Below are 18,883 nucleotides of genomic sequence, written 5' to 3'. Positions count from 1 at the left end.
AATAAAAGGCGCTATTCATATGAATAGCGCCTTTTATTTGTAAATATACCATCATTATGAGACAGAACCAGCTGTTGCTTTTTGTTTTGCCTTTCCGAAGAAAACTACACCGACGATGATAATAATGATAAATGCCCATTTAACGAAAGGGTTACTTTCGAAAAATCCAGCGAACCATTTCTCATCTACAATCATTTTCGCGGCAGTATAAGCTAAAACGGCTGCTCCGATCGTAATGATGACAGGAAAACGATCCACCCATTTTAAAATTAATGTACTGCCCCATACGACTACTGGAATAGACACTAATAATCCGATGATTACTAAAGAAAAGTTACCATGGGCAGCTCCTGCAACAGCGAGTACATTATCAATGCCCATTAACGCATCAGCAATAATAATGGTTTTAATAGCAGACCAAAATCCTTCTTCGGCTTTAATATCATGATTTTTGCCCTCAGCGATCAGCTTGTAAGCGATCCAAATAAGAAGTACACCACCAATTAGGAGTAATCCAGGTATTTTTAATAACCAAACGACAACTAAGGTAGCGAGGGCTCTAATGGCAATTGCTCCAATAGTTCCCCAAATGATAACTTTCTTTTGTTGGTCTTTCGGTAATCTTCTTGCTGCTAATCCAATTACGATGGCGTTATCTCCGGCTAACACTAAATCGATTACAATAATGGCAAGCAAGGCAGACAAATATTCAGGTGAAAGAAAATCCATATACATATCACTCCTTAAGAGTAATATGTGCTAAAGTGTTGATAATATAAAAAAGGATTGAAATTGTATATTCAATCCTTTTTTGACTGTTCTGATATGTATGTTTTTATTTTGAATAAGTCGCTTTTGTAGTTTTTTACTTATCGCGTTTCTTTCTTAAATTGATTCCAAGCTTCTTCAGTTTGCACTATAAATACGATTATATAACATCTACTTATTTAAACTAGGTTAAAGATAGCATGTGATATTTCAAAGTTAAATTTATTTGATAAAAGGGAAGGGACGTATAATATTGATATGGTGCAAGCGTGTATAGGTTTTCTCTATAAGGAAATTCTAAAAACGATAAAAAAGACTTGATAACCTACTAGAGGGGATCAAGTCTTTTCATTACATACGATTATCATGCCAGAAGTTTAATGGGAAGTGTTCGTTCTCATTATATGCTTCTAATTCATATCCTTTTTCTTTCAGTCCTTTAATAATTCCAGGTACTGCTTTTACTGATTGTGGATGAATATCATGCATAAGGATAACTTCTGTTGGATTTGTAGAATGAGCTAGAACGTTTTCTACAATTTTAGCTGATGCAGCATCAACTTGCATTTTGTTATATTTCCAGTCTAAAGAATCAATTGTCCAATCCCAAACTTTTAAGCCATTGTCTACAACTTTGTTGCGAAGACCTTCGTTTAATCCTGGCATAGAGCCGTAAGCTGGACGAGTTAATACTGGTGATTTACCTAAAACACCAGCGATTAAGCCTTGGTCTTCCTTCATTTCATCTACGTAATGACCTTCAGTGTAAAGTTTCTTGTAGTTATGAGTCATACTGTGCATCCCAACGTAGTGGCCTTCAGCATCTTCGCGTTTTACAAGATCAGGGAAAGCTTTTACGTTTGAACCAATTAGGAAAAATGTTGCTTTTGCATTTTCTTTCTTTAACATATCTAAAAGCTCAGCTGTGTATTTTCCAGGACCGTCATCAAATGTTAAATAAGCGACTTTTCTAACTTGCCCGTTATAATGTTTTGGAGCTTCTTTCGGAGCAAGAGATGTTTGAATCTCACTTACAAGTTGAACAGATTTTGCTTCATCCTCTGTACTAGCTAAAGCAGTATGTACTGATCCAAAAGCCGCTTCGTATGTGAATAATACTCCCGCACAAACTAACATAGCCCTTTTTACTAAAGTTGTCATTCGAATTCCATTGTGCATAATTTTCCTTCTCTCTATAAAAGTTCTACTCTACTATATTAGCAATTATAGGTAGGGAAATGCAAAGAAACTTTTTTACACTTGTAAAAAAGTTTACCCAAAAGTATGCAAGATTTTATATCAATTGCAGTTTTGAAAAATAGAATGAATTTAAACTTTATTATTTAAACTTTCAATCACCAAATCATACTTTCGTATCACTTCGTTTTTGTTCCAAATATTGGTAAAGGAACAATTATATGAAAAAAGGAGCGGGAATATGAATAATTATATTTGCACTACATGTGGAGTACAGTATCCCGAAAATGAAGAAGCACCTTCTCACTGTAAAATTTGTAATGAGGAAAGGCCATATGTTAATCCAATTGGGCAGTCATGGATAACATTAGAAACAATGCAAAATAGCAATTTATACTAAAGTCCTATTGTTTATTAACTAATAGGTCTTTCAACTTAGGAAGCTCACACTAATGAGGGATGTTAAAGGGAATATATGTAACCTATACTAATTACTATAAAGCTTTGGAAAATGAAAAGGAGGAGATTTGCATGAAGAATTGGGTTCAATTTAGAATTGCAAGACCAACAGATAAATTGGAAGAAGTGATTAGTTTTTATGAAACAGGATTAGGATTAAAACGTATAGGGGAATTTCACAATCATGAAGGATATGACGGGGTTATGTTTGGATTACCAGATGAAGAGTATCATTTGGAGTTTACTTCACATGTTAATGGAAGTCCATGTCTGGCACCGACAAAAGATAATTTACTAGTTTTTTATATGCCTAATAAAGATGAAATTGAAAATATAGTAAATCGATTAAGTAATATGGGCTACCATGAGGTGGAACCAGAAAACCCGTATTGGATAGAGAAAGGAACCACAATAGAGGATCCAGATGGTTGGAGAATTGTGCTTATGAATGCATCTGAATAAGGAAACTATTTTCATATGAAATAGAGTGTAGCAAAATGATTTAGACATAAATCCCTACAGCGTTTGTAGGGATTTTTATATAAGAAAATCTTATTGAGAGAGTTATTAAAATGTAGAAAGTATTTTGGCTAAGAATAAATGTAGTAAACATAATTTATGAAGGAGGTATAAAAGTATGATAGTAAACCATTTTAAAGAGTTTTTTAAACATGTTGGAAATACACATCTCATTAAAAGTTCTTTCGTAGTTTATATCTTATTCTACGGAAAATTGATACCATCAAAAAACTGTATGTTTAACATGTATAGTTTTTTGATGGTGTAGCTGTGCAATGTTTAAAAATTTCACATACCGTATTTTAAAAATAAATATAGGAAAACCAAAAAGTAATGTAGAATATATCGTACATACATATATACAGTCAACATAAAAGATAAAGAGGTGGGTATATGTTACTTGAGGAAGTAATGCAGCAACTAGAGGAATATGGAACAGAACAAAATCGAAAAACGTATAAAAACCACGGAGCGAAAGAGCCGTTATTTGGAGTTAGTTTTGCGAATTTAAAATTGTTAAAAAAGAAGATAAAAAAAGATCATGATTTAGCAGTTGGATTGTGGGAAACGAAAAATATGGACGCAATGACATTAGCAACTTATATTTTAGATCCGAAAAAAATAACGACAGAACAGCTTAATAGTTGGATTCAGGATGTTGATTATTACTGTTTGATGGATGTTCTTATGACATCTATAGGTACTTCGCCAATTGCAATAGAAAGAATGGAAGAGTGGACAAAGTCTAATGATGAATGGATTGGAAGAGCTGGCTGGTCTTTATTAGCAAATATAGCGATTAAAAATAAAACGTTACATGATGATTTCTTCTCTCCGTACTTAGAAGAGATTAAAGAAAATATACATAATGAAAAAAATAGAAAAAAAGAAGCGATGAATAGTGCTTTAATCGCAATAGGAATTCGTAATGAAGACTTAGAGCGACAAGCGATTGAAATTGCACGTGAAATTGGAAAAGTAGAGGTTGATCATGGTGCAACATCATGTAAAACACCAGATGCAGAAAGCTATATAAAAAAAGCGAGAGAAAGAGCTGAAAAAAAGAAAGTGAAATAAGAAAAGAGGATCGGTTATGAAAGCAATTGACGCAGCACAAAACATAATTACATTACAATTTTCTAATTGTGATGTAGCTTTACTCGGCGGAAGCGTTGCACGAGGAGAAGCGACGAAAACATCTGACCTTGATATTGTAATAGTTGACCAAAGTTTAACTTCTTGCTATAGGGAATCTTTCTATAGTAATGGATGGCCTGTTGAGGTGTTTGTTCATAATTTTGAAACATATAAAACCTTTTTCAAAATGGATTGTGATCGAGGGAGACCGTCGTTACCACAATTAGTTTCGGAAGGGATTGCATTAAAAGGGGAAAAGGAAATTGTTGAGAAATTAAAAAAAGAAGCGAATGATTTACTACATAAAGGACCAGCTAAATGGACCGAAGAAACGATTAAGCAGAAGCGATATTTTATTACGGATACTTTAGATGACTTTATTGGTGCAACAAAAAGAGAAGAAGAATTGTTTATCGCTAATTTATTAGCGGATTTAGTACATGAATATGTATTAAGAGTAAATGGTAAGTGGCTTGGGAGTTCAAAATGGTTTATTAGAGTGCTAAGAAGATATGATGAGCAATATGCAAACAAATTTGTAGCCGCTTTTGATCATTTTTATAAAACGGGAGAGAAAAATGAATTAATTCATTTTATAGAAAAGACGTTAGAACAGTATGGTGGAAGAGTGTTCGAAGGATTTTCTATTGGTAAATAAAAAGGGGAGAGAAAAATGAATGTACCATATGTTCAATTAAGAGAATTGACACTAGATGATGTAGAAGATCGCTATCAATGGTCATTAGATAGAGATGTAACAAAGCATTTAGTCGTACCAGATCAATATCCTCCGTTCACTCGTGGAGATACGAGAAACTGGATTGAAGCTTGTATAAGCCGAAAAAATGGTTATGAACAAAGGGCAATCGTTACTGAGGCAGGTATACATATTGGATGGGTAGACCTTAAAAATTTTGATAAAACAAATAAAAATGCTGAACTAGGAATTGCGATTGGAAATAAAGACTATTGGGGTAAAGGATTTGGAATGGCAGCTCTAAACAGCATGTTACAAATAGGTTTTTCTCAGTTTGAATTGGAGAAAATTTGGTTACGTGTAGATGAAGATAATACAAAAGCTAAAAAGAGTTATGAAAGTGCCGGATTTGTATGCGAAGGGTTAATGAGAAATGATCGATTGAGACAGGGGAAGTTCATTCATCGCAATCGTTACAGTATATTAAAAGAAGAGTATGAATCAAAAAAGTAGCCTATAAAAATATTATGTAAATTAAAAAGGGGAAGATAAAATGATTCGATTACTTACAAAAGCGGATGCAAAACAATATTGGGAGTTACGTTTACAAGCATTACAAGTAAATCCAGAAGCATTTATAACGACTTATGAAGAAGCAGTACGTCAAGAAAATCCTCTTGAACGAGTTGCTAGTAATCTTTCATCCAATAGTAGTTTTACATTTGGTGCTTTTAATAATGAAAATCGTTTAGTTGGGGTTGTTACTTTATTAACAGAAGAAAAAGACGCATATAAGCATAAAGGACATATCGTTGCAATGTATGTAGATACTGAAAATCGAAGAAGTGGTCTTGCACGTGATTTAATACGTAAAGCAATTGAAAGGGCAAAAGAGATGAAGCTAGAGCAATTGAATTTAGGGGTTGTTTCAACGAACGAACCAGCCAAACGATTATATGAATCAATGGGATTTAAAACATACGGAATTGAAAAAAGGGCTATAAAAATGAATGGTGTGTATAGTGATGATGAACATATGGTGTTGTTCTTTTAAGAGAGGAAGTTTTGTATGAAAGATCTCTATTTAGAAAGAAATATGGACCCTCAAGTAGCGATTTTGTATGCGACGGTTGCTGATACGTTTAATAGATTGCAAAGGTTAGTCGAAGGTACTGAAGAGAACGAACTATCCTATAAAGGGTCTGAAAATAATGAAAATAGTATTGGGCAGTTACTTCAGCATTTAGCAGTTGTTGATTTACATTGGGTGTATCGTTTCAAGGGAGAAGATGTTCCGCCAGCATTTGAAAATAAATATGGTCCTATGTTAAATGAAGTAGGAGAATTACCAAGTTTAAGAAAAAACACATTGCAAGAGTTAATGCAAGATTATGAAGCAGTGCAAAAATTGTTTTATGAAGAATGTATGACACTAACAGAAACTGATTTAATGCGGGAAGTTTTGTATGAAAAAGGCGAAACTGCGACAATAAGATGGGGAATATGGCATATAGCAGATCATAATCGGTATCATCAAGCTCATATCAGTCGTTTGAGGAAATTATACAGAGAATATAAACTACATATTCTTTAATTTTTGAATGAACGAACGCCCCTAAATAATAATTAAAGGAGGCGTTTGTTTTTATTCGTTCGCTTTTCTTCCCAAGCTATCATTAAATTTTTATGATAATCTTTTGGTTTCTCAATAGAAAACCAGTAAATTGAATGTGCAATAGTTGGTAGCCATCTTTTATAGCGGGTCGAGATTAAAGTAGATTTTGACCCTTGAAAATTTTGATATGTAATGGCCTCGATTTCATACCAATGCACTTTATTCCCATGTAAATCTACTACAATTCCTTCATCATCCCAAAGTGAAATGTAAGTTTGTATGTAGATTTTTCATCGCGTATACTAAAATATATGTCATAGAGATAAAAAATTAAATACAAGGGGTTTTACAATGAAAGCAATTGTTATAGGGATACTGGCATCATTTTTCTTTGCCTTTACCTTTGTTTTAAACCGGGCAATGGACTTAGAAGGTGGAAGCTGGATTTGGAGTGCATCATTACGGTATTATTTTATGGTTCCAATGCTATTACTTATTGTTATGTATAGAGGGAACTTAAAGCAACTCTTTCAATATATGAAAAACAATCCGAAAGAATGGTTAGTGTGGAGTATCGTTGGATTTGGTCTCTTTTATGCACCGCTTAGTTTTGCTGGAGCGTTCGGACCAGGTTGGCTTGTTGCATCAACATGGCAAATTACAATCGTTGCAGGGATTTTGTTAACACCATTTTTTACGGTGGATCCACTACATAAAAAACTTCCGATGAAGGAATTAGTTATGTCGGGCATTATTTTATTCGGTGTTGTTCTCATGCAAGCAGAACATGCTTCTTCATTAGGTATTCGTGAAACCGTTTTATGTGTAGTTCCTGTACTTATTGCAGCATTTGCGTATCCTCTTGGAAATAGAAAAATGATGCAAGTTTGTAAAGGGGAATTAGATGTATTTCAGCGAGTACTCGGTATGACATTAGCAAGTTTACCATTTTGGTTTTTATTATCTGGTTACGAAGTATCAACAGGCGGATTACCGTCAAGTAGCCAAGTTTTTCAATGTTTTATTGTAGCAGTTAGCTCTGGGTTAATCGCGACAGTATTATTTTTCTTTGCAACAGATCTTGTGAAAGATGATCCGCAAAAATTAGCAACAGTGGAAGCGACGCAGTCTGGTGAAGTTTTATTTGCGCTAGTAGGAGAGCTGATCTGGTTATCTGCACCAATTCCGTCATCATTATCTTGGATTGGTATGAGTCTCGTTATTATTGGAATGATACTTCATAGTTATGTGGCTGTCGTTGTAAAAAAAGAAGAAAAAATAACGGCGTAATGAGATTAGCTCTTTTTATTAAGAGTTAGTCTTTTTTTCATAGAAAGGGATGAAAATATGAATTTACATCGCGTTGAACAAATTGAAAAAGATTCAATATTAAATGTGCTACAATATGCCGTCGGTCCAAATGAAATAAGCTTAAAGAAAGCAGTATTATTTTATCAAAGTAATAAAGGGACTTTGTACAAATATGAAGAAAAAGCTTGTCTAGGTATTGAAGTAATCGGAGCAACTAAAGCACGAGTATGTCATATAGCAGTGGCTCCAGATTATCGTCAAAAAGGAATTGCACTGCAAATGATTAAAGAGATTGTAAGAGTATACCAATTGACTTATATAGAAGCGGAGACAGACGATGGGGCGGTAGAATTTTATAAAAGAATTGGTTTTCAAGTTAAAAGTTTAGGAGAAAAATATCCAGGGATAGAAAGATTTCATTGTTACATGAAAATATATAATTGTACATATTGAATATAGTTTGAAAAAAATAATAATTTCATTATATAATATAGGTATCTGGAAAAATATAGATAAAAGAAGATAGGTGTATAACACGTGAGAATGGAGAAAAGTAAGTTTATAAAAATAGCTACTTCAATAGGGGTGTCATCTTTTTTATTAACAGGTTGTAGTGATTATGAAGAAGAAACTGCTCAGCAAGAAAGTACAGCTGTTAAAACAGATGGTGCAAAACAAAGAAATGAACAAGAAACATTAAATTGTGATGATAAAGCCCCAACCAATGAAAATGTAGAGAAAGATGAGTTATGCAAGGAAAATAATCCGTCATTTTCATCTTATCATGAAAACTCTCATTTACCGATACTTCCATTTGTAGCAGGATATTTATTAGCGAGTAGAACTTCAAATATGAATTATACAGCAAAACCAAATTTAATGAAGAAACCGTATGCAAATAATGTTATTCCATATCGTGAAAAAGATGAGCGTAGAACAGGTGGCGGTAGTAGCGGTGGTTATACTGGTGGTTCTAACGGTAACAATAATACTTCCAATAAAGTAGATTTAAATAAACAGCAGCCAAATCCATCCAATAAAGTAACACCAGATACAAATACGCCAAAATCATCTACTACGCAAACACCGAAAGTAAACTCTGGTTCAAGTGGAATTGGAAACGCAAAAGCGCCAGCAGGATCCTAAAACGAAAGGGTAATGGAGTAATGTATACAGAACGAGAGCAAGAAGAGTATATGAAAGTATGGTTTTCACTTGCAGAAGAGGCTAGTAGGAATGGTTTCACTTGGCCTAGTCTGTTAGAGAATGAAGAATGGAATCAATATATGGCAACAGGGATGTATCGCATGCCAGCAAAAACTTATACTGCTATCTCAAAAGCGACAGAAGAAATCATGTATGTGTTATATAGAACGTATCAATATATTGTAAATACGACAGAAGATTTTCAAAAACTTGGATTCCCAGCTGAAGCGTGGGAAATGGCGAGAATGAAACATAATGGTTTATTTTCATATTTTACAAGGTTTGATTTTATCGTAAATGGTGACGATATAAAATTAATAGAAGTAAATTGTGATACGCCAACAGGCTATTTAGAACCGTCTGTCGCAAATGAAGTGTTATGCCGTTATCATGATGTAAATCACCCAAACCATATAGAAGAGCATATTGTGCAGGCATGGGAACAAATTAAACATGACTATCATATAGGCCCTGAAGAGACGATATATTTTACTAGTTATGATTGGCACGATGAAGATAGTCAAACGGTTCAGTTTTTAAGAACGTATTGCTTAAATCAGTCAACGGACTATGTAGGAATACAAGACATTGTCGTTGCGGAAGATGGTATATATACGCCGAGTGGAGAAAAAATAAAATATTTATATAGACTGTATCCAATAGAGTATTTAGTAACGGACGTTGATAAGAATGGAAAAAGGATTGGTTTACAATTTTTAGATCATATTGCGCAAGAAAGAGTGAAAATTATTAATCCGCCAGCCGCATTTGTTATGCAAAACAAAAGTGTACTCGCACTAATTTGGAAGCTTTATGAAGAAAGTGTTTTCTTTACAGAAGAAGAGCAAGACATTATTTATAAATACTTTCTACCAACATATTTTTCAAATAAGCGATTTCTAGAAAGACATGAATCATACGTTTCCAAACCTGTATTTGGTCGTGAAGGTGGCGGAGTATCTATATACGAAAATGATGAATTATTAGCTGAAGATAAAACAGAGTATTACTTTGAACAAAGGAAGATATACCAGCAATACATAGAAATGCCTGACTATACCATTGACACATGGGATGGTCCATATACTGGTAAACTATTAATTGGCTCTCACTGTATAAGCGGAAGAGCAGCAGGCTTATTTTTACGTGTAGGTGAGAAAATAACGGGAAACTTATCAATGTTTACTGGGGTTACAATTGAAGGATAAAGTAAACAAAGAGCTCATCATTTGTGATGAGCTCTTTCGTCTATGTATAAAACAGCTTTTTATGGTTGGATGTAAAATCTTCACTTTCTTTTTGTGTTTTAAATCTGGATATTATAATTTAAAAATTTTTTTGTGTAATAATATTACCATTTTTTATAGATATGAAAAATGATTAAGTTAAAAATTAAGAAAAATATGATAATATATTTATATAAAAGTTTAAATTTACGTAGCTAGTGGGGGAACCAATATGAAAATGAATGAAATAGTAGCAAGTACACAATTTCCAAATACAATCGAAACAATAACAAAAGATTTAAAAACATTAGGAGTCGAAAAAGGAATGACAATTATCGTTCATTCATCACTAAGTTCTATCGGGTGGATATCTGGTGGTGCGGTTGCTGTAGTAGAAGCATTAATGAAAGTTGTTACGGAAGAAGGAACGATAATAATGCCAACGCAATCTTCGGATTTGTCCGATCCGAAACATTGGTCAAGACCACCTGTACCGGAAGACTGGTGGCAAATTATCCGAGATAACGTCCCAGCATTTGATTCACGTATAACCCCAACAAGGGGAATGGGTGAAATAGTTGAATGTTTTCGTACATATCCGAATGTAGTACGTAGTAATCATCCGTTAGGAAGTTTTGCTGCATGGGGAAAACATGCAGTAGAAATAACAATGAACCATTCGTTATCAATGAGCTTTGGAGAAGAATCTCCATTAAGAAAAATATATGATTTAGACGGGTACGTATTATTAATTGGTGTTGGATATGATTCCAATACGTCTGTTCATTTATCCGAGGTGCGTTCTGGTGCATGTGAGTTAATACAAGTAGGAGCACCTATTATAGAAAACGGTGAAAGAGTGTGGAAAGAGTTTTTTGAAATGGATTACGAATCTGAGAAGTTTGTAGAAATTGGTGTGGAGTTTGAGCGAAAAGGAACTGTAAAAAATGGGAAGATAGGGAATGCAACGTGTCGTCTAATGAAACAGCGTGATATAGTTGACTTTGGAACAGAATGGTTTCGTAAGAAAAATTAGTAAGGGATGGTTACAATGAAGGGGAAAAAGGTATTAATTACGAGCGGTGGTTGTCTAGAAAAATGGGATCAAGTACGCGGGCATACGAATATGGCCAAAGGTACAATCGGAAGGATAATCGCAGAAGAACTTCTAGCTAAAGGGGCACATGTTATATATTTACACGGTTATTTTGCGGAGAAACCGAGTGATGTACATAGAGGGTTAGAATTACATCCATTTGAAGGAATCGTTGATTTACAAGATAAAATGAAAAGTATCATATCACATGAAAAGATTGATGCAGTCATTATGGCAGCGGCTGGATCAGATTGGATTGTGGAGAAAATTTGTGATCAAGATGGTAATGTTCTTAATATGAACGGAAAAATTTCAAGTGATATAGCACCGATTATTCACTTTCAAAAGGCTCCAAAAGTATTAAAACAAATAAAAGAATGGGACCCAGAAATAGTACTTGTTGGTTTTAAACTTGAAAGTGATTTAAATGAAGAAGAACTGTTTGAAAGAGCAAAAAATAGAATGAAAGAAGCAAGGGCGAATGTAATGATTGCGAATTCACCACATTCTTTATATTCGCGCGGAGCTGTGCATTATGTAATTGGACAGGATGGTAAAGGGAAATTGTGTAATGGGAAAGATGAAACAGCGAAAGAAATTGTCAAAAGCTTAGAGTTATTATGTAATCGTGTCACTGCTTTTTAAAATTAAGTTTTTAGATGAGAATGAATCCGCATAGTAATAAGTAAGCGAAACTTTAATTGGTGGGAATTTTACTTTTACACGAATGTGAAGCGTATACCAATCAAGAGCTATACACAGAATAATTGGTGAGGAGTGGATTCTATGGAACATTTATTAAAGCAAGCTATTAAACTTAGAAACGAAAAGAAATATGCGCAGTCTAAAGAGATGCTTATAGGATTAACAAACTTTACAAAGGATGCAGAAGTACTGTATCAGTGTGCGTGGATACATGATGTAATGGGGCTAGAAACAGAAGCAGTTCCGTATTATGAGCAGGCAATCGCAAATGGACTTGATGGCGAATCGCTTTGCGGTGCTTATATTGGTTTAGGAAGTACATATCGTTGTATAGGGGAATATGAAAAGGCAATTACAGTATTAGAAGCTGGGGTGAAAAAATTCCCAGAGAACGCTCCGATGAAAGTATTTTTATCATTAGCAAAATATAACGTAAACGATCACGAATCAGCGATGAAATTATTACTTGAAACTGTCGTGAAAGTAGAGGAAGTAAAAGAATTTGAACGTGCCATTTCATTTTATAAAGACCATTTAAATGAGGTTTTTAAATAAAGGAGTGAACGTATGGAGGTTACACTATCACGAAGGCGAAAAGGTGTTTGGATTGGACTCGTCTTTTTAATTATGCTACCAAACTATTTATTGTATGCCCTTCCAATTGTACCAGTTGCGCCGAAAGAAGTTGTGCTTGGGTCATTATTAGATTGCATGTTTGTCATTCCAATCATCACGTATTTCTTCATTATTCGAAAAAGATACTCGTTAACGTATATAGTTCCTGTTGTAATAGCTGGTTATATTTTTGCAAGATTTATTATTCCAAGTGACTATTTACAAGCTTTTTCATTCATCTCTTATATTATTGTTGCGGCTGAAATTGCATTTGTAGGTCTAGAATTATTCCTTCTCTATAAAATTGTTAGAGTGCTTCCTAAAATAATAAAAAAATATAAAGAATATAGAAGAGAAAATTATTCCTTTTCTTATGCAATTGATGCAGCGTTTGACGCCACTATGAAAAGAAGTAAGTTAGTAGATGTCATTCTAACAGAGTGTAAGTTAATCTATTATGCGTTTTTATCGTGGCGTGAAAAAGTACCAACAGGTAAATCTGTATACTCATATCATAAAAAGACTGGTGCTATAGGTGTGTATATCATGATTATTCATGCAACAATAATTGAAAGCATTGGTTTTCATTATTTACTACATCAGTGGAATCCAGTAATAGCATGGATTTTACTTATTTTAAATGTATACGCGATGATTTATTTTATAGCTGAAATACAAGCGATGCGCAAAAATCCCCTTGTCGTAACAGAAGAACAAGTAGTCATTCAAATCGGATTAGGAAAGAAAATTGTTATGCCATTTACACAAATTGATAATATTGCGTTCTACAAGGGTGAATTGCTAACGGCAAAAGAAAGGAAACAGGTATTGGATGCAACTGTTAAGGAAAAGTTAAAACATGAGTAATAGTGCTGTTAGTTACATAAAAACAAATGAGCTTCCGTTAGAAGTGAAAAAATATGAAACATGGATAGTGAAAAACTCTTTCTAAATAAGAAGGAGTTTTTATTATATACTTTTATAACTCATTATATAAAAAACTATATACTTCTTTATCACTACATAAATGGATATAATTGAGGATAGAACTAGCATAAGGGGAAACAAAATAATGAATAAGTTACTTACATCGAAAATTGAAATTATAGAAAGAAAAATCCGGTATAACTCAACAATAGTAGATCACAATTGCTTATTACTTGAAAAGCAATCACAAAGTATCGTTTTATTTCACGAGGTGCAGTATTCATTTACAATGACTGCAAATGATACTAAGTTAACAATCCCAAAAGGAAGTTATACAATCGCATATTACTGGAAAGATCGTCCGTACAATTTATACGTATGGAGAGATATAAAAGGAAAGTATTTAGGTTCCTATTTTAATATTGTAAAAAACACACAAATAAAAGATGAAGTGGTTTCCTTTGAAGATTTAATCATCGATATTATGGTACTTCCAAATGGAGAATACTTCATATTGGATGAAGATGAATTACCAGAACCATTAGGGAATTTCGAAGGTGGTTATGTGAGGAAAGCTCTTTATGGATTAAAAGAAATCATTCAAAAAGAGCTGCCACCAATAGTTTTGGAGACAGCCAGGGTGCAGAGGAAATAAAATTTAATTACATAAATATTTTGAATGGGGAATGAGTAGTCTCAAGTTATATGATCTAACTTTTTTAATAAATCTAAGGTTAGTAGCATATTTCTTGAAATTACTCTTTTTTTTGTAGAAATTTCGTCGCTTAGTTATTAAATCCCATCAAATGCATTTAACGTGTGAGTTTTCTTATTGGTTACAGTGGATTAAAAATCAGAAAAAATAGTAAGTAAATGATATCGTTCAAATAAACAACAGTAAAAATATTCAAACGAATCATATGTATGTTTTGATAAAACCTAGTTGACTTATCGGAAATATTTGTATAATATGTACTTAATTCCATAACGTATTGCTGATTGGAGAAACCAAAGGCATTTTATCTGTTGATAAAATGCCTTTGGTTTTTTTATTGCACAAATACTGAATCTGTTCATTTATATGAATCATTTTAAGGAGGAGAAGAAATGACTGTTTCAATTGATGGGGTATCAAAATATTTTTTGAAACAAACTGGTACTGTTCAAGTATTAGAGAATATTAATTTTCAATTAGAGAAAGGGGATTTTGTTACAGTAATTGGTCCGAGTGGGTGCGGAAAAAGTACATTACTAAAAATTGTTGCCGGTCTAGATAATGATTTTGAAGGGGAAGTTGTTATTGACGGGGATCCTATCTTAAAACCGAGTAAGAAACAAGGTTTTATTTTTCAAGAACATAGGCTTTTTCCATGGTTAACAGTTGAAGAAAATATAGCGGCAGATTTGTCGTTAAAAGATAAGTATGTGAAAGATAAGGTGAGAGAATGGGTTGAAATCGTTCGGTTAGATAGCTTTGAAAAATCGTATCCGAAAGAGATTTCAGGCGGGATGTCACAACGTGTTGCGATAGCGAGAGCGTTATTAAGAGATCCGAATGTATTATTACTTGATGAACCTTTTGGAGCGCTGGATGCTTTTACTCGAAGTCATTTACAAGAAGTATTGCTAAATATTTGGGAGCAGAAGAAAACAACAATGATATTCGTTACACATGATATAGACGAAGCGATATATCTTTCAAACCGAATCATCATTATGAGTGCAAAACCAGGGAAAATACATAAAGTGATTGAAAATAATTTGCCTTATCCGCGAAATAAAACTTCTCAATCGTTCCAACAACTTCGAACGAAAGTATTACAGCAGTTTGAATATGGAGGGTTGATTCAAACAAGTATATAGGAAAAGGGTGATTTTATATGTATAAAAAATTAAAAATTCTTTCTTTTGCTTTAGCTATATCAGTATTTTTATTAGGATGTGAAAAAAGTACAGCAAGTAGTAAGAAAGAAGATGTAACAATAGAAATTGGTATACAGCAAGGATTAAGCCCGCTATTACTAGCAAAGAAAAAGGGATGGTTTGAAGAGGAGTTTAAAAAAGAAGGAGTTAAAGTGAAATGGACAGAGTTCCAAAGTGGACCTCCTTATTTTGAAGCAATCGCATCAAACCGGTTAGACTTTGGTGAAGTAGGGAATTCTCCAGTCATTTCAGCGCAAGCAGCAGGTATTGGATTTACCGAAATCGCCAATACAAGTTATGCGAGAAAAGGAACTGGAATTCTCGTTCAAAAAGATAGTAAGATTGCGAGTGTAAAAGATTTAAAAGGTAAAAAAATTGCAGTAGCAAAAGGAAGTAGTGCCTTTAATTTATTATATCGAGCACTTGATAAAGAAGGTATTGATGCAAAAGATGTAAATGTCATTCAATTACAACCAGATGAAGCGCAGCCTGCATTCGAATCAGGATCAGTAGATGCATGGGCGATTTGGGACCCTTTCATATCATTACATACGTTAAATAAAGGTGCGAAGGTGATTGCAGACGGTGAAACATTAAATGTCTCTTCACCAGAATTTTTAATTACGAGGACAAAATTTGCGAAAGAACATCCAGAATTAGTTGAGAATTTCCTCAAAGTTTATGAGAAAGCACGTGTATGGCAAGATGCTAACTTAGATGAAGCAATAAAAGTATACACTTCTGTAAAAAAGATAGATGCAGAGATTGTAAAAGAAGTGTTTAATCACGACAAACCAATTTTAGTTCCGGTAACTAAGGAAATAATAGCAGAACAACAAAAGACTGCGGATTTTCAATATAAGCTCGGTTCTATAAAGAAAGAAATTAAGACGGAAAAAGTTGTAGATAATTCTTTCGTAGAAAAAGCATTGAAAGCGAAGTGAAAAGAGGTTTTGTAAAGTGGAAAATACGAAAGCTGTTATGAAACCAGCGAGTATAACGATTAAGAAAAATGGCATAAAGAAGGTACGAAAGTTAAATGTAAAAGTTTTAGTAAGGGCGATTACTATACCGGTTATTATATTAATAATTTGGCAGTTGGCTGGCGTATTCGGTCTTGTTTCTAAAACAGTTTTACCAACACCATTAGATATTTTTCTAGCTTTCCAAGAGCTTATTAAAACAGGAGAGTTATTCGGCCATTTAAGTATTAGTGTATTCAGGGCTGCGGCTGGTTTCTTTATTGGTGGGGGCTTAGGAATCATTTTAGGAACGATTGTTGGATTTTCAACGAGAAGTGAGCAATATTTAGACCCATCTGTGCAAATGTTAAGAACTGTACCTCATTTAGCTGTTGCGCCGCTTTTCGTATTATGGTTCGGTTTTGGTGAAACATCAAAAGTGTTATTAATTGCAGATGGTGCATTTTTTCCTTTATACGTAAACGCATTTTTAGGTATTAGAGGTGTGGATTCAAAGTTATTTGATGTTGCGAGAGTGTTAGAGTTTAGTAAAAGAAAATTAATCACGAAACTAATTTTACCAGCTGCATTGCCTAACCTTTTACTAGGAGCAAGGTTATCGTTAGGTGTTGCGTGGGTGAGTTTAGTAGTAGCAGAACTTATGGGGTCTACAGAAGGTATTGGCTATATGATTATGGATTCAAGGCAATTTTCAAATACAGATATCGTATTTGTCGGCATAATTATATTTGCATTTGTTGGAAAGTTTTCTGACTCTCTAGTACGTTTACTAGAAGTGAAGTTTTTAAGATGGCGAGATAACTTTAAAGGTGAGACAGGGAATTAACATATAAATTATTAGGGGTAATTTATATAGAATGTGTTAGTATACGATTCAAAATAAATAAGGGGTGTGTAAAGGTATGGAATTATTATGGTTTATTCCGGCTTATGGAGATGGTCGATATTTAGGAACGACAAAACGAGGAAGAGCAGCTGAATATGGTTATTATAAGCAAGTTGCTGCGGCAGCTGATTATTTAGGATATACGGGTGTTTTACTTCCAACTGGTCAAGGATGTGAAGACCCTTGGGTGTTAGCTTCAGCTCTTGCTGCTGAAACAGAAAAACTAAAATTTTTAGTAGCAGTGAGACCAGGACTAATGTCCCCTACAGTTGCAGCGAGGATGGCATCTACATTTGATAGAATTTCACATGGGAGGCTGCTTATTAATGTAGTAGCTGGAGGAGATCCAGTTGAACTACAAGGAGATGGATTATATCTTGATCATGATGAAAGATATGAAGCAGCGGATGAATTTTTAAAAGTTTGGAAATCGACATTGCAAGGTGAAACGATCTCTTTAGAAGGAAAACATATTAAAGTTACAGATAGTAAAGTTGTATTCCCACCAGTTCAAATACCATATCCTCCTATATATTTCGGAGGATCGTCAGCTGCTGGAAAAGAAGTAGCAGCTGAACATAGTGATGTATATTTAACGTGGGGAGAGCCGCCAGAGCAAGTGAAAGAGAAAATAGAAGAAGTAAGAAAACTTGCAGAAGAGAAGGGGCGTACAGTGCGATTTGGCATTAGATTACACGTAATTGTAAGAGAAACAGAAGAAGAAGCATGGGAAGAGGCAGAACGTTTAATTCAATATGTGGATAATGAAACAATTGAGCTTGCTCAAAAGACATTTGCAAGATATGATTCGGTTGGTCAAAAACGGATGACCCATTTAAATAAAGGTACGAGAGAGTCGTTAGAGATAAGCCCTAATTTATGGGCTGGAATCGGACTTGTAAGAGGTGGGGCAGGTACTGCACTTGTAGGCAATCCGCATACAGTAGCAGAAAGGATAAAAGAATATGAATCGTTAGGAATTGATACGTTTGTTTTATCAGGATATCCGCATTTAGAAGAAGCGTATGAAGTGGCAGAATTGTTATTCCCATTATTGAAAGACGAGAAGAAAGAAGAAAATAAAATTGTTGGTGAAATGATTGCTGATGCATATGCATTAAAAAAATAGTGAGAAATAAAGTTTCACTTATTTATTGCTCCATTTTGTTTACTGCCTGTTAACACGGGATAAAAAACCCGCAAGTTATTCGCTTGCGGGTTTTCATCGTAAATTATTAGAAAATATGGTAAAATTAAAGGGTAACTTAAGGTGCGGTTGGTTGTTCAATTATCACTTCTCCGAGTAGGAGGGGGGTGATAATACGTGAGTGAAATAGCGTTGCTACTGCAGGGTGGACTGTTTCTCGTTGCATTGTTAACGTTCGTCGTCGTTTTAATAGACAAGCTCAAAAAATAACAACCCACCTATGCCTATAGAATGTGGGTTGTTTTGTTTGTAAGAAACAAATAGGATAAATGAACAATCCAATCTGCTAAGTTACGTGGACTAGTGTGTAGCCGCACACTAGTCTTTTTTATTTATATACAATTTATAATTGGTTTATGTGATTGTATTGTTCTTTTCATACTCATTATAACACAGTGTCTTTTCA

The 18,883-nt window shown here is 34.0% G+C and carries 22 protein-coding genes; 20 read left to right on the top strand and 2 right to left on the bottom strand.

The window, feature by feature from the left end; translation table 11 throughout:
• Window positions 1-54: 54 nt before the first annotated feature.
• Window positions 55-729: a TerC family protein gene (locus BHV55_RS14570; RefSeq protein ID WP_048567567.1), complete on the bottom strand. Its 675-nt coding sequence runs from the start codon at window positions 727-729 to the stop codon at window positions 55-57.
• A gap of 390 nt (window positions 730-1,119) precedes the next feature.
• Window positions 1,120-1,947: a peptidoglycan-N-acetylglucosamine deacetylase gene (locus BHV55_RS14565; RefSeq protein WP_000551444.1), complete on the bottom strand. Its 828-nt coding sequence runs from the start codon at window positions 1,945-1,947 to the stop codon at window positions 1,120-1,122.
• A 549-nt stretch (window positions 1,948-2,496) separates the two neighbouring features.
• Here BHV55_RS14565 and BHV55_RS14555 point away from each other — a divergent pair.
• From BHV55_RS14555 to BHV55_RS27490, 20 genes are all read left to right on the top strand, one after another.
• The gene (locus tag BHV55_RS14555) at window positions 2,497-2,886 is read left to right on the top strand and encodes a VOC family protein (protein WP_070757944.1); all 390 of its coding nucleotides are present in this window, start codon (window positions 2,497-2,499) and stop codon (window positions 2,884-2,886) included.
• A 450-nt stretch (window positions 2,887-3,336) separates the two neighbouring features.
• Window positions 3,337-4,020: a DNA alkylation repair protein gene (locus BHV55_RS14550; RefSeq protein ID WP_070757942.1), complete on the top strand. Its 684-nt coding sequence runs from the start codon at window positions 3,337-3,339 to the stop codon at window positions 4,018-4,020.
• A gap of 16 nt (window positions 4,021-4,036) precedes the next feature.
• Window positions 4,037-4,738, top strand: a complete 702-nt coding sequence (locus BHV55_RS14545; protein WP_000643682.1) for a nucleotidyltransferase domain-containing protein — start codon at window positions 4,037-4,039, stop codon at window positions 4,736-4,738.
• A gap of 15 nt (window positions 4,739-4,753) precedes the next feature.
• Window positions 4,754-5,290, top strand: a complete 537-nt coding sequence (locus BHV55_RS14540) for a GNAT family N-acetyltransferase (protein WP_001102495.1) — start codon at window positions 4,754-4,756, stop codon at window positions 5,288-5,290.
• 40 nt (window positions 5,291-5,330) lie between these two features.
• The gene (locus tag BHV55_RS14535) at window positions 5,331-5,831 is read left to right on the top strand and encodes a GNAT family N-acetyltransferase (RefSeq protein ID WP_000620317.1); all 501 of its coding nucleotides are present in this window, start codon (window positions 5,331-5,333) and stop codon (window positions 5,829-5,831) included.
• A 15-nt stretch (window positions 5,832-5,846) separates the two neighbouring features.
• The gene (locus tag BHV55_RS14530) at window positions 5,847-6,371 is read left to right on the top strand and encodes a DinB family protein (RefSeq protein ID WP_070757939.1); all 525 of its coding nucleotides are present in this window, start codon (window positions 5,847-5,849) and stop codon (window positions 6,369-6,371) included.
• Window positions 6,372-6,743: 372 nt separating this feature from the next.
• Entirely contained in the window at window positions 6,744-7,682 is a 939-nt protein-coding gene (locus BHV55_RS14525) for a DMT family transporter (protein ID WP_070757937.1), read from the top strand.
• A 57-nt stretch (window positions 7,683-7,739) separates the two neighbouring features.
• Window positions 7,740-8,156: a GNAT family N-acetyltransferase gene (locus tag BHV55_RS14520; RefSeq protein ID WP_070757935.1), complete on the top strand. Its 417-nt coding sequence runs from the start codon at window positions 7,740-7,742 to the stop codon at window positions 8,154-8,156.
• 84 nt (window positions 8,157-8,240) lie between these two features.
• The gene (locus BHV55_RS14515) at window positions 8,241-8,849 is read left to right on the top strand and encodes a hypothetical protein (RefSeq protein ID WP_048567572.1); all 609 of its coding nucleotides are present in this window, start codon (window positions 8,241-8,243) and stop codon (window positions 8,847-8,849) included.
• Window positions 8,850-8,869: 20 nt separating this feature from the next.
• Complete coding sequence (locus BHV55_RS14510) at window positions 8,870-10,117, top strand: glutathionylspermidine synthase family protein (protein WP_000287883.1); 1,248 nt, start codon at window positions 8,870-8,872, stop codon at window positions 10,115-10,117.
• 250 nt (window positions 10,118-10,367) lie between these two features.
• Entirely contained in the window at window positions 10,368-11,171 is an 804-nt protein-coding gene (locus tag BHV55_RS14505) for an AAC(3) family N-acetyltransferase (RefSeq protein ID WP_070757933.1), read from the top strand.
• Between the two features lie 15 nt (window positions 11,172-11,186).
• Window positions 11,187-11,876: a phosphopantothenoylcysteine decarboxylase domain-containing protein gene (locus tag BHV55_RS14500; protein WP_070757931.1), complete on the top strand. Its 690-nt coding sequence runs from the start codon at window positions 11,187-11,189 to the stop codon at window positions 11,874-11,876.
• 141 nt (window positions 11,877-12,017) lie between these two features.
• Window positions 12,018-12,491, top strand: a complete 474-nt coding sequence (locus BHV55_RS14495; RefSeq protein ID WP_000400636.1) for a tetratricopeptide repeat protein — start codon at window positions 12,018-12,020, stop codon at window positions 12,489-12,491.
• A gap of 12 nt (window positions 12,492-12,503) precedes the next feature.
• Window positions 12,504-13,418, top strand: coding sequence for a hypothetical protein (locus BHV55_RS14490; protein WP_070757929.1), 915 nt, complete (start codon window positions 12,504-12,506; stop codon window positions 13,416-13,418).
• 205 nt (window positions 13,419-13,623) lie between these two features.
• Window positions 13,624-14,133 carry a ribonuclease FAU-1 family protein gene (locus BHV55_RS14485; protein ID WP_001037878.1) on the top strand — a complete coding sequence of 170 codons (510 nt, stop codon included), beginning with the start codon at window positions 13,624-13,626 and terminating at the stop codon, window positions 14,131-14,133.
• A 452-nt stretch (window positions 14,134-14,585) separates the two neighbouring features.
• Window positions 14,586-15,341: an ABC transporter ATP-binding protein gene (locus BHV55_RS14480; RefSeq protein WP_000218580.1), complete on the top strand. Its 756-nt coding sequence runs from the start codon at window positions 14,586-14,588 to the stop codon at window positions 15,339-15,341.
• Window positions 15,342-15,358: 17 nt separating this feature from the next.
• Window positions 15,359-16,345 carry an aliphatic sulfonate ABC transporter substrate-binding protein gene (locus BHV55_RS14475; protein WP_070757927.1) on the top strand — a complete coding sequence of 329 codons (987 nt, stop codon included), beginning with the start codon at window positions 15,359-15,361 and terminating at the stop codon, window positions 16,343-16,345.
• Between the two features lie 16 nt (window positions 16,346-16,361).
• Entirely contained in the window at window positions 16,362-17,210 is an 849-nt protein-coding gene (locus tag BHV55_RS14470) for an ABC transporter permease (protein WP_070757925.1), read from the top strand.
• A 76-nt stretch (window positions 17,211-17,286) separates the two neighbouring features.
• The gene (gene ssuD / locus BHV55_RS14465; RefSeq protein ID WP_000422258.1) at window positions 17,287-18,399 is read left to right on the top strand and encodes an FMNH2-dependent alkanesulfonate monooxygenase; all 1,113 of its coding nucleotides are present in this window, start codon (window positions 17,287-17,289) and stop codon (window positions 18,397-18,399) included.
• Window positions 18,400-18,594: 195 nt separating this feature from the next.
• Window positions 18,595-18,687 (top strand): putative holin-like toxin, encoded by a 93-nt coding sequence (locus BHV55_RS27490; protein ID WP_001289320.1) that lies wholly within the window; start codon window positions 18,595-18,597, stop codon window positions 18,685-18,687.
• The last annotated feature ends 196 nt before the right edge of the window (window positions 18,688-18,883 follow it).

Origin of the sequence: Bacillus sp. RZ2MS9 (genome assembly GCF_001816185.2) — a bacterium.
Lineage (GTDB): Bacteria > Bacillota > Bacilli > Bacillales > Bacillaceae_G > Bacillus_A > Bacillus_A cereus.
The sequence above is the reverse complement of the archived record's forward strand: the minus strand, read 5'-3'. Positions and strand labels throughout refer to the sequence as shown.

What these genes read in the sequence shown, in the direction of transcription:
- BHV55_RS14570 (WP_048567567.1), bottom strand. Translation starts at nt 729, where the DNA reads ATGGATTTTCTTTCACCTGAATATTTGTCTGCCTTGCTTGCCATTATT.
- BHV55_RS14565 (WP_000551444.1), bottom strand. Translation starts at nt 1,947, where the DNA reads ATGCACAATGGAATTCGAATGACAACTTTAGTAAAAAGGGCTATGTTA.
- BHV55_RS14555 (WP_070757944.1), top strand. Translation starts at nt 2,497, where the DNA reads ATGAAGAATTGGGTTCAATTTAGAATTGCAAGACCAACAGATAAATTG.
- BHV55_RS14550 (WP_070757942.1), top strand. Translation starts at nt 3,337, where the DNA reads ATGTTACTTGAGGAAGTAATGCAGCAACTAGAGGAATATGGAACAGAA.
- BHV55_RS14545 (WP_000643682.1), top strand. Translation starts at nt 4,037, where the DNA reads ATGAAAGCAATTGACGCAGCACAAAACATAATTACATTACAATTTTCT.
- BHV55_RS14540 (WP_001102495.1), top strand. Translation starts at nt 4,754, where the DNA reads ATGAATGTACCATATGTTCAATTAAGAGAATTGACACTAGATGATGTA.
- BHV55_RS14535 (WP_000620317.1), top strand. Translation starts at nt 5,331, where the DNA reads ATGATTCGATTACTTACAAAAGCGGATGCAAAACAATATTGGGAGTTA.
- BHV55_RS14530 (WP_070757939.1), top strand. Translation starts at nt 5,847, where the DNA reads ATGAAAGATCTCTATTTAGAAAGAAATATGGACCCTCAAGTAGCGATT.
- BHV55_RS14525 (WP_070757937.1), top strand. Translation starts at nt 6,744, where the DNA reads ATGAAAGCAATTGTTATAGGGATACTGGCATCATTTTTCTTTGCCTTT.
- BHV55_RS14520 (WP_070757935.1), top strand. Translation starts at nt 7,740, where the DNA reads ATGAATTTACATCGCGTTGAACAAATTGAAAAAGATTCAATATTAAAT.
- BHV55_RS14510 (WP_000287883.1), top strand. Translation starts at nt 8,870, where the DNA reads ATGTATACAGAACGAGAGCAAGAAGAGTATATGAAAGTATGGTTTTCA.
- BHV55_RS14505 (WP_070757933.1), top strand. Translation starts at nt 10,368, where the DNA reads ATGAAAATGAATGAAATAGTAGCAAGTACACAATTTCCAAATACAATC.
- BHV55_RS14500 (WP_070757931.1), top strand. Translation starts at nt 11,187, where the DNA reads ATGAAGGGGAAAAAGGTATTAATTACGAGCGGTGGTTGTCTAGAAAAA.
- BHV55_RS14495 (WP_000400636.1), top strand. Translation starts at nt 12,018, where the DNA reads ATGGAACATTTATTAAAGCAAGCTATTAAACTTAGAAACGAAAAGAAA.
- BHV55_RS14490 (WP_070757929.1), top strand. Translation starts at nt 12,504, where the DNA reads ATGGAGGTTACACTATCACGAAGGCGAAAAGGTGTTTGGATTGGACTC.
- BHV55_RS14485 (WP_001037878.1), top strand. Translation starts at nt 13,624, where the DNA reads ATGAATAAGTTACTTACATCGAAAATTGAAATTATAGAAAGAAAAATC.
- BHV55_RS14480 (WP_000218580.1), top strand. Translation starts at nt 14,586, where the DNA reads ATGACTGTTTCAATTGATGGGGTATCAAAATATTTTTTGAAACAAACT.
- BHV55_RS14475 (WP_070757927.1), top strand. Translation starts at nt 15,359, where the DNA reads ATGTATAAAAAATTAAAAATTCTTTCTTTTGCTTTAGCTATATCAGTA.
- ssuD (WP_000422258.1), top strand. Translation starts at nt 17,287, where the DNA reads ATGGAATTATTATGGTTTATTCCGGCTTATGGAGATGGTCGATATTTA.